The following is a 13,005-nucleotide window of genomic DNA, read 5'->3' on the forward strand; positions in this document are numbered from 1 at the left end:
CACCCATGAACAATCGAATTCGCGTCGGCGTCCTGCCGTTGGCGATTGCCACCCTGTTGGCCACGGTCGCCGTGCCGGCGCTGGCCCAGGACACCTCGTCCTCGATCAGCGGCCGTGTGCTCGATGCCAGTGGCCAGCCAGTTGCCGGCGCCACCGTACAGATCGTGCATGAGCCGTCGGGCACCACCAAGATTGCCACCACCGGCGCCGATGGCCGCTACGCCGCGCAGGGCCTGCGCGTGGGCGGCCCGTTCGACGTGACGGTGTCCAAGGCGGGCATGCCGCAGGTTGAGCAAAAGAACGTGTACCTGCAATTGGCGCAGGACACCGCGGTGAACCTCACCGTGGGCGGCGCCTCGACCAAGGAGGCGAAGGATCTCGGGGCGGTCACGGTTTCCGCCACCGCCCTGGCGCAGACCTTCACCGCCGACAACAAGGGCATCTCCACCAACATCTCGCAGCGCGAACTGGATGCGGTGCCGGCGCCCGACCGCTCGATCCAGAACATCGTGCGCATGGATCCCCGGGTGGTCATCACCGACCGCGAGCGCGGTGAAATCTCGGCCGTGGGTCAGAACAGCCGCTACAACAACATCACCGTCGACTCGATGAGCGCGAACGATCCGTTCGGCTTGAACGCGAACGGCCTGCCCACGTTGGGTACGCCGATCTCGATGGACACCATCGCCGAGTACAACATTTCCACCGTCAACTACGACGTGGCCATCCGTCGCGGCCTCGGCGCCAACGTCAACGCCGTCACCAAGAGCGGCACCAATCAGTTCCACGGCTCGGTGTACTACTCGTTCCAGAACGACGACATGATTGGCGACAACCTGCAGGGGGCCAGCTACAAGGGCTTCTCGCGCCAGTGGACCGGCGGCGCCACGCTCGGCGGGCCGATCATCAAGGACAAGCTGTTCTTCTTCGCTTCGCTGGAAAAGAGCACCCAGATCGCTGCCGGCAGCCCGTATGGCCCGGAGGATTCCGGCGCCGGTGCACCGGTGATCGGGCTGACCAGCGCCCAGGTCGACCAGATTCGCGACATTGCCGCGCAGAAGTACGGCATGACCAACCTCGGCAGTGTTGGCGGCGGCAACGCCAACCTGCTCGACAAGCGCTATCTCGCCAAGCTCGACTGGAACATCAGCAACAACCACCGCGCCAGCTTTACCTACAGCGAAACCAAGGAAACCAAGCCGATCATCACCGGCAGTCCGACCAATCTGCGGCTGTCCAGTGCCTGGTACACCACCAAGGTCGACAACAAGAGCTACGCGCTGCACTTCTACGACGACTGGTCGGACATGTTTTCGACCGACACCACCGTCTCCTATCGCAACTTCGATCAGCACCGCGGCCCGTACAACGGCGTGTCGATGCCTGACGTGACAGTGTATCCGGTGGCGTATGGCGGCCCGAACGTGGAGTTCGGCACCGAGTATTCGAGCCAGGCCAACGTGCTCAAGGTGAAAACCTGGAACGCCGCGTGGGCTGGCACCTTGTTCGCGGGCGACCACACGATCAAGGGCGGCATCGATTTCGAGCGTGGCGAGTATTACAACCTGTTCCTGCAGAACCTGTTCGGCAGCTACGTGTTCGAGGAAACCCGGGACAAGAGCAACAAGGTTGTTGCTACCGGCCTGGACAACTTCCTCAACGGCCTTTACTACCAATACCGCTACAACCGCCCGGCTGATGGGCTGTCGCTCGCCGATACCGCCGCGGCGTACAACCTGAACCAGTGGGGCGTATTCCTGCAGGATACCTGGCAGGTCAACAACAACCTGTCGGTGCAATACGGCGTGCGCGTCGATATTCCGCTGATGACCGATCGCCCGCTCTACAACGCGAAGTATGCCGGCGTGTTCGGCCGCAGCAACCAGACCACGATCAACGGCAACCGCGTGGTGCAGCCGCGCATGTCGTTCAACTATGCGTTCGACACCGGGCTGATGACGCAGTTGCGCGGTGGTGCCGGCCTGTTCATCTCCAACCCGCCGGGCGTGTGGCTGGGCAACATCTTCTCCAACTCGGGCATGACCCAGACACAGTACAACTGCGGCCCGGGCGGGGCTGCGCCATGCCGGGCCGAGTGGCCGTCGGCAGTATTGCCGCCGTTTAGCCCGGATCCGGGCCATCAGCTCGATGGCGGCGCTGGCGGTCAGATGACCGTCAACACGGTATCGCCGGGTTTCCGCATCCCTAGTGCCTGGAAGTTCAGCCTGGGCTTCGACAAGGAGCTGCCGTGGTGGGGCCTGATCGCCACCGTGGATTACCAGCACATCAAGCAGCGCGACGCCATCTGGTTCCAGAACCTCAACACCGGTGCACCCACCGGCGCACTGCCGGACGGCCGTTTGACGTTCTACAAGGACAAAAACAGCGGACCGCTGTTGCTCGACCAGAGCGCATTGGGGCTGGTTGTCGGCAGCAACGGCAAGGCGCTTTCCAATTCAACGCTTGCAAATTCCAATCGTGCGTTCTCCAGCGCCAACATCAATCTTGCCAACAGCAGCAAGGGCAAGGCGGACAGCCTGACGTTGTCGCTCAAGAAACCGTTTGCTGACGGCTGGACGGCGATGACCGGCCTGACCTGGGGGCGCTCGACCGAGGTCAGCCCCGGCACCTCCAGCGTGGCGTTATCCAACTACCGCTACAACTACCTGACCAACCCGAGCGAGAACGTCGCCAGCACGTCGAACTATTCGATCCCCTGGCGGTTCATCGCGTCGCTGACCTGGCAGCACAACTTCTTTGGCAACTACGCGACGACGGCCAGCGCGTTCTTCGACAGCCATTCGGCCTCGCCATACAGCTGGGTGTTCGGTAACGACGCCAACGGCGACAGCTTCACGAACGACCTGGCATTCATCCCCAGGCCGGGGCAGGTGGAGTTTCGTCCGGGCACCAGTCAGGCGTTGATTGATCAGTTCTACAGCTATATCCAGGGTAACGAATACCTGCGTGACCATGCGGGCGATATTGCCCGGCGCAACGGCGCCCGTGCCGGCTGGATCAATCAGCTGGATCTGAGCTTCAGCCAGGAGATTCCGGGCATCTTCGCCGGCAACAAGGGCGTGGTGCGGCTCGACATCTACAACTTCGGCAACCTGCTCAACAAGCACTGGGGCGTCGAGAAGCGCGTGGGCTTTCCCGGCGGCCGCGCTTTGGCTGATTTCTACGGTGTCGATCAGGCTACCGGCAAATACATTTACAACATCGATTGCGGCGGCGCGAAGAGCTGCAGCAACTACATCCAGAACGGCCACTACAGCCCGCAGGCGATTCCGGTGTACATCAACAACAACGACGACCTCGCCCAGCGCTGGTCGGTGCTGCTGACCCTGCGCTACAAGTTCTGACCTGCCGCAACACGCGTTTTTCGCCGGCGTCCGCAAGGGCGCCGGCGCTTTTTTTCTTGACCGCAACGGCGTGCAGGCCGGAAGCTTCGAGACCGTCGCATCCGCGTCGGCATACGCCTGCGGGACAGTGGCACGGAGATTTTGATGAGAGACGAAAGCGCCGGCTTGGCCAGCCGCAAGACCACCGTCAGCGCGCGCATTTCACCGGCTGGAGGGCTCGACGTGTTGTCGCGCCAGGAAGTGAGCCGGCTGCGCGGCGCGAGTGATTCGGGCATGCATGCGCTGCTGCGCCGCTGCGCGCTGGCGGTGCTCACCTCGGGCACCATCAGCGACGATCCGCGCGCGATCCTCGAAAGCTATCCCGATTTCGACATCCAGGTGCTGCAGCAGGATCGCGGCATCAAGATCGAGCTGACCAACGCGCCGGCGCAGGCGTTCGTCGATGGCCAGATCATCCGTGGCATCAACGAGCTGTTGGTGGCGGTAATCCGTGACATCGTCTACGTGGCGACTCAGATGGCGCTGCTGTGCGCCGACCTCGACCCCTCCGAGGCGATGACCCAGTCGGTGTTCGAGATCCTGCGCAATGCGCGCATCCTGAAACCGCACATCGACCCCAACCTGGTGGTGTGCTGGGGCGGGCACTCGATCTCGCGCGGGGAGTACGACTACACCAAGGCGGTGGGCTACCAGCTCGGCCTGCGCGGACTGGACATCTGCACCGGCTGCGGCCCCGGCGCCATGAAGGGGCCGATGAAAGGCGCCACCATCGCACACGCCAAGCAGCGCCGGCGCAACAACCGCTATATCGGCATCACCGAGCCCGGCATCATTGCCGCCGAGTCGCCGAACCCGATCGTCAACCAGCTCGTCATCATGCCGGACATCGAGAAGCGGCTCGAAGCGTTCGTGCGCATGGGGCACGGGATCATCGTGTTTCCGGGCGGCGTCGGTACGGCGGAGGAAATCCTCTACTTGCTCGGCATCCTGCTGCACCCGGACAACGCGGCGATTCCGTTTCCGCTGATCCTCACCGGGCCGGCCGAGTCGGCGGCGTACTTCGAGCAGATCGACCACTTTCTGCGGCTGGCGCTCGGCGACACGGCGGCGCAGCGCTACCGGGTCATCGTGGACGACCCCTCCGCGGTCGCACGCGCCATGGCCAAGGGCATCGACAAGGTACGCAACAACCGGCTGGATACCAAGGACGCGTTCTTCTTCAACTGGGCACTGCACGTCTCGCCGGAGTTCCAGTTGCCGTTCCACCCGACCCATGAGGCCATGCGCGCGCTGCAATTGCACCATGGCCGCCCGTTGCACGAGCTGGCGGCCGACCTGCGCCGCGCGTTTTCCGGCATCGTCGCCGGCAACGTCAAGGAGGAGGGCGTGCGTGCCATTGAGCAAGACGGCCCGTTCGACATCGACGGCGACCGCGACATCATGCAGGCGCTGGACAAGCTGTTGCAGGGCTTCGTGGTCCAACACCGCATGAAGCTGCCCGGCGGCACCGAATATGTGCCGTGCTATCGTATCGTCACGGCTTGACAGCCCGCCGCGTGGTCGACACACTACGCGGCTCCTGCCCGAATAGCTCAGCTGGTTAGAGCACTTGACTGTTAATCAGGGGGTCGTTGGTTCGAGTCCAACTTCGGGCGCCATACACAAGAAGGCCGGCAGCGATGCCGGTCTTTTTTTGTCCGCCGTCAGTGCTCGGCCGCGCAGCGTGCGGCTTGTTCGGCGGTGGCTGGCGCACCGCGCACGCGCCCGGTGTTGGAGACCACCACGACCAGCGCGCCATCGGGGTGTCCGACGGGGCAGAAGCGCCAGGTGTTGGTCGAGCCGATGGCCATGCCGTCGGGATGGAAACGCGTGAGCTTGCGTCCGGTATCGCCGAGGATGGTGATGCCGGTGTAGCCGGTGCGGACGAGGGTTGGCGCCGGATCCCGCTCGCCGCGACTGCGTGCTGCGTGGCCGATCAGCCAGCCGCTTTCCCAGCGCGGCGCGCCGGCGCATTGCTGCCCGTCGCTGCTGGGGCAGAAGTGGGTGGTGCGTCCGGTGGTCACCGCCATGCCGCGCGCGTGTTGCAGCGCGGCGATGAAATCCCATTGCGCGGTCTGCACCTGGTTGCGGCGCAACAGCGTGCCCAGTGCCGGCATGGCAATGGCGGCAAGCACCGCGACGATGGCAATGACGAGGATCTGCTCAATCAGCGTGATCCCGGCGTGCCGCTGCAGGCGCAGCGACGGCGAATCCCATGACATGGCTGGCTCGTGGCAGGGAGGGATGGCCAGCCTAGGCAAGGCGCGGTCGCCCGCCATGGGGCGCGCGTCGGCGATGGGCGTCGGACTTCTGCCGGCGGGCACGTCGGGGCAGACGATTTAAGATGCCGGTTGTTGCCCGCATATCGTGCGCCATGACCGATCAATTCCAACTCGTTGCGCCGTACCAGCCGGCTGGCGATCAGCCAGGGGCCATCCGCCAGCTTGCGGAGAACTTCGATGCCGGGCTTGCGGCGCAGACGCTGTTGGGCGTCACCGGCTCGGGCAAGACTTTCACCATTGCCAGCGTGATCGAGCGTGTGCAGCGGCCCACCATCGTGCTGGCGCCGAACAAGACACTGGCTGGGCAGCTCTACGGCGAGTTCAAGAGCTTCTTTCCGCACAACGCGGTCGAATACTTCGTCAGCTATTACGACTACTACCAGCCGGAAGCCTACGTGGTGGCGTCCGACACCTACATCGAGAAGGATTCCTCGATCAACGAGCACATTGAGCAGATGCGGCTGGCCGCGACCAAGGCCCTGCTGTCGCGCCCCGACGCGATCATCGTTGCCTCGGTGTCGGCGATCTACGGCCTCGGCAACCCCGAGGATTACCTCAGCCTGCGGCTGATCCTCGCGCGCGGCGAGCACATGGATCAGCGCAAGCTGATCCACCAGTTGACCGAGCTGCAGTACACCCGCAACGACATGGAGCTGCGGCGTGGCACCTATCGCGCGCACGGGGAAATCATCGACGTGTTTCCGGCGGAATCGGAAACCGAGGCGCTGCGCATCGAGCTGTTCGACGGCGACGTGGAAAACCTTTCGTTGTTCGACCCGCTGACCGGCGAAACGCTGCGCCGCGTGCCGCGTTACGTGGTGTACCCCCGCACCCACTACGCCTCCACCCGGCAGAGCGTGCTGAACGCGATCGAGACGATCAAGGTCGAACTCAGCCAGCGGCTCGAACAGCTCTACAAGGACAACCGCCTGCTCGAAGCGCAGCGGCTGGAGCAGCGCACCCGTTTCGACCTCGAGATGATGGCCGAGGTCGGCTACTGCCAGGGCATCGAGAACTACTCGCGCCATCTCACCCGGCGCGCACCGGGCGAGCCGCCACCGACGCTGTTCGATTACCTGCCGGCTGACGGCCTCCTGGTGATCGACGAATCCCACGTGACCGTGCCGCAGCTCGGCGCCATGTACAAAGGCGACCGTTCGCGCAAGGAGACGCTGGTGGAATTCGGCTTCCGCCTGCCGTCGGCGCTGGACAACCGCCCGTTGCGCTTCGAGGAATGGGAGGCGCGCGTGCCACGCACGATCTTCGTCTCTGCCACGCCGCGCGATTACGAGCTGAAAAAATCCGGCAAGGCGGTGGCCGAGCTGGTGGTGCGTCCGACCGGCCTGCTCGATCCCGAGGTGGAAGTGCGCCCGGTGCGCACCCAGGTCGACGACCTGCTCAGCGAGGCGCACAAGCGCACGGCGATGGGCGACCGCGTGCTGGTCACCACGCTGACCAAGCGCATGGCCGAGAACCTCACCGAATACCTCGGCGAGCACGACGTGAAGGTGCGCTACCTGCACTCGGACATCGACACCGTCGAGCGCGCGGAAATCATCCGCGACCTGCGCCTGGGCGAGTTCGACGTGCTGGTGGGCATCAACCTGTTGCGCGAAGGGCTGGACATGCCGGAGGTGTCGCTGGTGGCGGTGCTCGACGCCGACAAGGAAGGCTTCCTGCGTTCCACCGGCTCGCTGATCCAGACTATCGGCCGCGCCGCGCGCAATGTGCGCGGCAAGGCAATCCTGTATGCGGACGAGGTCACGCCGTCGATGAAAGCCGCGATGGACGAAACCGCGCGCCGCCGCGAGAAGCAGCTGGCGTTCAACACCGAGCACGGCATCACTCCGAAGACCGTGCAGCGGCGCATTGCCGACATCATGGAAGGTGCACGCAGCGCCGCGCCGACCCGCGGGCGCGGCACGCGGGGCAAGCAGCACGCGGTGGCCGAGGAAGCCGCGGACTATGCGCCAATGGACCCGGCTAAGGCCGCCGCCGCCATCCGCAAGCTGGAAGCGCAGATGTACAAGCACGCGCAGGATCTCGAATTCGAGCAGGCCGCCCGCCTGCGCGACCAGATCCACGAGCTGCGGGAACATGTTTTGCGCTGAAACCGCTGCGCTTGTCGTGCACCAACACGTCCCTTATACTGCGCGGCTCGCGCCGCCTTCCGGCGCGCAATGCGGGCGGTTAGCTCAGCGGTAGAGCACTTCCTTGACATGGAAGGGGTCACAAGTTCGATCCTTGTACCGCCCACCACACTCGGCGAACGCAAAACGGCCGCGATCATCTCGCGGCCGTTTTGCATTTGCATCATGCCCGCGGATGGGGTGCACGGTGCGCTGTGGTGCTGACCGATTGGCAAACCGCGCCGGCTCTGGCACCAAAGTGTGTCTGGTGCGGTCCCGTTTATCTGGACAGTCCATCCCGATGAACGAGTGGATGGTGGTCAGGGATTGTGATTCCCGGTCGCACCTGCCGCATTGCGGGTGTTTTTGTGCACGTGCCGGCCGGACCGACACGAGGCGCCGCCGCGCTCACGCCGGTACGTCCAGCGATGCATCCAGATGGCGCGTGGTAAGCACCTGACGCAGGCGGACCAGGGTCTTGAACCAGTAGTAGTCGCCGTACATCGTGGTGCCGTCGACGCCCAGGCCGTGTGGCAGGTCGGCGGTGGCATGCAGCAGCAGGCCGGGATCATCACCTTGGTTCTCGCAGCTGTCGTGCAGTGCACGCACCAGACGCAGCGCGGCACCGAGCCAGCGCTGCTCATGGGTCAGCTCGTGCAGGCGGAGCATGCCGTAGGCTGCGATCGCCCCCGCCGATGCGTCCTTGGGGGCGCCGGCCGGCGCCTTGAAATCCCACGGCGGCACGCCGTCGGCGGGCAGGTGCGCGACGAAATAATCGGCCACGCGCGCGCTGGCGGCGCGATACGTGCCATCGCCCAGCATGCCCGCGAGGATCGCCAGCCCGGTGATCGCCCACGCCTGGCCGCGGCTCCACGCGCTGTCTGCGGCGAGTCCCTGGTAGGTCGCGCCGCCCAGCGCGGCACCGGTCGCGGGATCGAACCGATACACGTGATAGACCGAACCGTCGGCGCGCAAGTGGTGTCCCAGCGTGGTTGCCACCTGCGCGCGGACCACCTTCAGCAAGCCGGCGTCACCACCATGGCGCGCGGCCAGCACCAGCAACGGCAGGTTCATCAGGGTGTCGACCAGCACCGAACCGCGCCAGTCCTCGCCACCGAAAAAGCCCCAGCCCGGGATGTAGCCGGCATGGGCGTCGAACTGCGCGGCCAGCGACCTGGCGGCGGTCTTGGCGGCTTCCAGATAGCGCCCGTCATCGGTCGCGCGCCACGCTGCCACCGCGGAGGGATAGAACATGAAGCCGAGGTCGTGGTTGCGCGCGGCGTGCACATGCGGCAGCAGCCGTTCGGTTGCCGCGATGGCCTGCACACGCAACGTTGCCGGGCCACCATGCTGCGCCGCAAGCCACAGGCAGCCCGCCCAGAACCCGCCGGTCCACACGCCATCGGGCGTGAATTGCCACGTCCCGTGGTCGACGATGTGCGGAAAGTCCCGGGCCGCCGCCGCCAGGCGGCTGGTGCCGGCCACGGCGCGCGCGATGGAGGCATCCAGCCAGGTGGAAGACGTCACGGCGCCGTCCCGCGTGGCGGCAAAGGTGCCGGCGCAGCGGCCTGCACCCACGGGCGCCGCTTGCCGATCGCAATGTGCGCCGCCTTGACCTCGGTGTACTCCTCGACGCCCATGAGTCCGCCCTCGCGGCCGATTCCCGATTGCTTCATGCCGCCCTTGGGCAGTTCCGGCCCGCCGCTGATGGTGGTGTTGATCCACATGCGCCCGCCGTTGACCGTGCGCATCAGCCGCAGCGCCTTGTCGATGTCCTTGGTCCAGATGCTGGCAGCCAAGCCATACGGCGAGTCGTTGGCGAGCTCTCGCGCCTCCGCTTCGCCATGGAAGGTCATCTGGCACAGCACCGGCCCGAACACTTCGTTGCGCACCACGTCCATGTGGTTGGTGGTGTGGGTCAGCAGGGTTGGCGCGATGTAGTCGCCCTTGGAAATCCGGATCAGCTCGCCGCCCAGGGCCAGCGTCGCGCCGGCCTTGGTGCCCGCACCGATGTAGCCCATGATCTTGTCGCGGTGCGCGGGCGTGAAGATCGCTCCCAGCTGCACCTCGGGATCGAGGCACTCGCCGGTGCGCACGTGCTGCAACTTGTCGACGAGGCGCGCCTGGAAATCCTCCGCCACACTGGCTTCCACGATCAGGCGACTGCCGGATACGCAGCACTGGCCCGCGTTGTAGCAAAGCCCGAAGGCCACGCCATCGGCCGCGTCGTCCAGGTCGGCATCGGCGAACACGATCTGCGGGTTCTTGCCGCCCATCTCCAGGCTGACCTTCTTGAAGTTGCCGGTCGCGAGCGTCATCACCGACTGGCCCGCGCGCTGCGAGCCGGTGAACGAGATCATGTCGATGTCGGGATGCGCGGACAGCGCTTCGCCCACGCCCGGCCCGAGCCCGGTCACCACGTTGTAGACGCCGCGCGGCAGCCCGGCCTCGGCCAGCAGGTCCGCCATCATCAGCGTGGTGGCCGATGTGAACTCGCTCGGTTTCACCACCACCGAGTTGCCGGAGGCGAGGATGTAGGGCAGCCGTTCGGCCAGCACGATCAGCGGGAAATTCCACGGCGTGACCAACGCGACGACACCGATCGGTTCGCGCAGCACGACGCCGAGCAGGTCGTCGCCGAGGTTGTTGAAGGTGTCGCCGTGCAGCGTGCGCGCGGCAGCCGCACCCTGTTCGAATTCGTTTGCGGCACCGCCCATCTCGGCCAGCGACTGGCTGATCGGCTTGCCGCTTTCCAGGGTTTCCCAATAGGCCAGTTCTTCGCGCCGCTCGCGGATCAACGCCGCCGCGCGGTTCAGTACCGCACTGCGCTCGCGCCCGCTGCGGCGCGACCACTCGCCGCGCACGAAGGCACTACGCGCCGCAATCACCGCGCGGTCGACGTCCTCGGCGGTGCACAGCGTGACGCGCGAAACGACCTGGCCATAGCCCGGCGCCACCCGATCCATGGTTTCGCGATGGCCGGCGGCGGACAGCGCGCCATCGATGTAGAACCCGAGATCACGCCGCGACGGCGGCAGGCCACGGCCGTGGTTGGCGGCATGGACGACAGCGTTCATTTTCGTCTCCATTCATTCCTGCAAAAAAGTGACGGACCCGAGTGTGTTCACGGCGTCCTGGATTCCGAAGCAGACCGCGCGTTTGGCTCCGCACCGCCGACCACCCCGGCCGCATGCATGGCGCCCATCTCTGCGTTCGAATAGCCCAGTTCGCGCAGGACTTCGTCGGTATGCTGGCCGGCCCGGGGTGGTTTCAGCCGCAGCGGCGGGACCTTGCCGTCGTAGCGCACCGGATGCGCCACCAGCCGCACGTGCCCCGTGTGTTCGTCGTCGAACTCCAGGATCGACTGGTTGATCGCGAGCTGCGGATCGGCCAGCACCTCGTCGTAATCGCGCACCTTGGCGCACCACATGCCGCGTGACTCGAGCTGGGCCTGCCATGCGGCGGTGGTCTTTTTCAGCATGTGCGCCGCGACGCGGCGGTTGACGTCTTCGCGGTGGGTGAACTGGTCGGGCTTGGACCAGTTGGCGAATGCCGGATCGTCGAACGCCTTGGCCAGGGTCGGGCCATCGGCCAGCGACAGCGTCAGCCAGCCGTCCGAGGTCTTGAACACGCCGTACGGCGCCTGGTGGAAGCGCGAGGAAATGCCCGAAGCGCTCTTCGCGTAGAGGTGCGATCCGTTCAAGTGGATGCTGAGCGGCTCCAGTTGCAGGTCGAGCGCCGCCGACAACAGATTGCTGTCGACACGCTTGCCTTTTCCGTCGCGCGTGCGGCCCAGGAGGCTTGCGACGATCGCGAGCGCGCCGAGCGCCGCCGCGTGCTCGTCGACGATGGCGGTGCCGAACAGCACCGGCGGGTCGCCGGCCCGCCCGCTGAGGGTGGCCATGCCGCTCAGGGATTGCAGCAGCAGATCCTGACCCGGGCGCGTGCGCGCGGGGCCGTCGCTGCCGTAGCCGCTGAGTGACGCGTAGACGATCCCGGGGTTGCGCGCCTTGACCGCGGCGTAGGAAAACCCGTGCTTGTCGAGCGTGCCAGGGCGGAAGTTCTCGACCAGCACGTCGGCGCGCTCCAGCAGGCGCCACAGCACCTTGGCGCCTTCCGCGCTGCGGTAGTCGAGCTCGATGCTGCGCTGGTTGCGCCCGGCGAGCAGGAAAAACACGCTGGCGTGGTCGTCACCGACGTACGCGTCCGCACCCGACCAGTGCCGCTCGTACGAACCTCCGAGGCGTTCGACCTTGACCACGTCGGCGCCGAGGTCAGCCAGGAACTGCACGCAGGACGGACCCTGCAAATAATGCGTCAGGCTGACGACCTTGATGCCATCCAACGGCAGGCTCATGACTGCTCCCCGTTTTTCGCCGGGCGGCGCACCGCATGGCGCGCAGCCGTGAATTTGGCCGGCCGCTTCTCGAAGAAGGCGCGCACGCCTTCGACCACGTCCGGGCCCTTGAACACCGCATCGCTGTCGGCCAGCGACTGCGCGATGGCTTGCGCGGTCGACTGCTGCCCCGCCTCGCGCACCGCGCGCCGGATCATCGACAGCGCAAGCGCCGGGCCGGCCGCCAGGCGCGCGGCCAGCGCCAGCGCGGTCGGCAGCACCTCGGCCTGCGGTACGACCCGGTTGACCAGACCAATGCGCAGGGCGGCGTCCGCATCGATCAGGTCGCCCGTGTAGAGCAGCTCGAATGCGCGCGCACTGCCGATCAGGCGCGGCAGGCGGAAGGCGCCGCCGCTGCCCGGAAACACGCCGAGCTTGACCTCCGGAAAGCCGATCCGCGCATCCGCCGCCATGATGCGCAGGTCGCAGGCCAGCGCGATCTCGGCGCCACCGCCGAGCGCGGTGCCGTTCAGGGCGGCGATGACCGGCACCGGCAATTCCGCCAGCCCATTGAAGGCCTCGTTTTCCAGGCGCAGCTTCCTGGCGACGACATCGTCCATGACGGCCTGGAATTCGTGGACGTCCGAGCCGGCGCAGAACGCGCGTTCGCCCGTGCCGGTCACCACCACGCAGCGCACGCGCGCATCGTCCGCCATCTGCGCCACATGCTGGCGCAGCAGGCGCAGGGTCGGCAGGGCGTTGAGGTTCAGCGGCGGGTTGTCCAGCACCAGCACGGCGACGCCATCGCCCTGCAGGCGGTAATCCACGTAGTTCGGGTTGCTCAAGATGGCTCC

The 13,005-nt window shown here is 66.0% G+C and carries 8 protein-coding genes and 2 tRNA genes; 5 read left to right on the plus strand and 5 right to left on the minus strand.

Going from position 1 to position 13,005, the window contains the following annotated elements; translation table 11 throughout:
* The first annotated feature begins 5 nt into the window (after positions 1 to 5).
* The 3 genes from AC3WP6_RS06365 (at position 6) to AC3WP6_RS06375 (ending at position 5,023) form a co-directional block, all read left to right on the plus strand.
* Positions 6 to 3,365: a TonB-dependent receptor gene (locus AC3WP6_RS06365; protein ID WP_492626950.1), complete on the plus strand. Its 3,360-nt coding sequence runs from the start codon at positions 6 to 8 to the stop codon at positions 3,363 to 3,365.
* A 144-nt stretch (positions 3,366 to 3,509) separates the two neighbouring features.
* Entirely contained in the window at positions 3,510 to 4,910 is a 1,401-nt protein-coding gene (gene ppnN, locus AC3WP6_RS06370; protein WP_492626951.1) for a nucleotide 5'-monophosphate nucleosidase PpnN, read from the plus strand.
* A gap of 36 nt (positions 4,911 to 4,946) precedes the next feature.
* Positions 4,947 to 5,023, plus strand: a tRNA-Asn gene (locus AC3WP6_RS06375).
* A 45-nt stretch (positions 5,024 to 5,068) separates the two neighbouring features.
* Here the strand turns inward: AC3WP6_RS06375 and AC3WP6_RS06380 are convergent.
* The gene (locus tag AC3WP6_RS06380; protein ID WP_492626952.1) at positions 5,069 to 5,626 is read right to left on the minus strand and encodes a GspH/FimT family pseudopilin; all 558 of its coding nucleotides are present in this window, start codon (positions 5,624 to 5,626) and stop codon (positions 5,069 to 5,071) included.
* A gap of 152 nt (positions 5,627 to 5,778) precedes the next feature.
* On the opposite strand from AC3WP6_RS06380, the gene uvrB reads away from it, so the two are divergent.
* Positions 5,779 to 7,797: an excinuclease ABC subunit UvrB gene (gene uvrB, locus AC3WP6_RS06385; protein ID WP_492626953.1), complete on the plus strand. Its 2,019-nt coding sequence runs from the start codon at positions 5,779 to 5,781 to the stop codon at positions 7,795 to 7,797.
* Between the two features lie 73 nt (positions 7,798 to 7,870).
* A tRNA-Val gene (locus tag AC3WP6_RS06390) sits at positions 7,871 to 7,945 on the plus strand.
* A 278-nt stretch (positions 7,946 to 8,223) separates the two neighbouring features.
* Here AC3WP6_RS06390 and AC3WP6_RS06395 read toward each other — a convergent pair.
* From AC3WP6_RS06395 to AC3WP6_RS06410, 4 genes are read right to left on the minus strand one after another with little or no spacing between them, the layout of a single operon-like run.
* Positions 8,224 to 9,342 (minus strand): hypothetical protein, encoded by a 1,119-nt coding sequence (locus AC3WP6_RS06395; protein WP_492626954.1) that lies wholly within the window; start codon positions 9,340 to 9,342, stop codon positions 8,224 to 8,226.
* Positions 9,339 to 10,892, minus strand: coding sequence for an aldehyde dehydrogenase family protein (locus tag AC3WP6_RS06400; RefSeq protein ID WP_492626955.1), 1,554 nt, complete (start codon positions 10,890 to 10,892; stop codon positions 9,339 to 9,341). The genes AC3WP6_RS06395 and AC3WP6_RS06400 overlap by 4 nt, the downstream gene beginning before the upstream one ends.
* Positions 10,893 to 10,939: 47 nt before the next feature.
* The gene (locus AC3WP6_RS06405; protein ID WP_492626956.1) at positions 10,940 to 12,172 is read right to left on the minus strand and encodes a CaiB/BaiF CoA transferase family protein; all 1,233 of its coding nucleotides are present in this window, start codon (positions 12,170 to 12,172) and stop codon (positions 10,940 to 10,942) included.
* Complete coding sequence (locus tag AC3WP6_RS06410; RefSeq protein WP_492626957.1) at positions 12,169 to 12,996, minus strand: enoyl-CoA hydratase/isomerase family protein; 828 nt, start codon at positions 12,994 to 12,996, stop codon at positions 12,169 to 12,171. Before AC3WP6_RS06410 ends, AC3WP6_RS06405 begins: the two co-directional genes overlap by 4 nt.
* Positions 12,997 to 13,005 lie beyond the last annotated feature (9 nt).

It is taken from the genome of Rhodanobacter sp. FW106-HT46G03 (genome assembly GCF_058789895.1).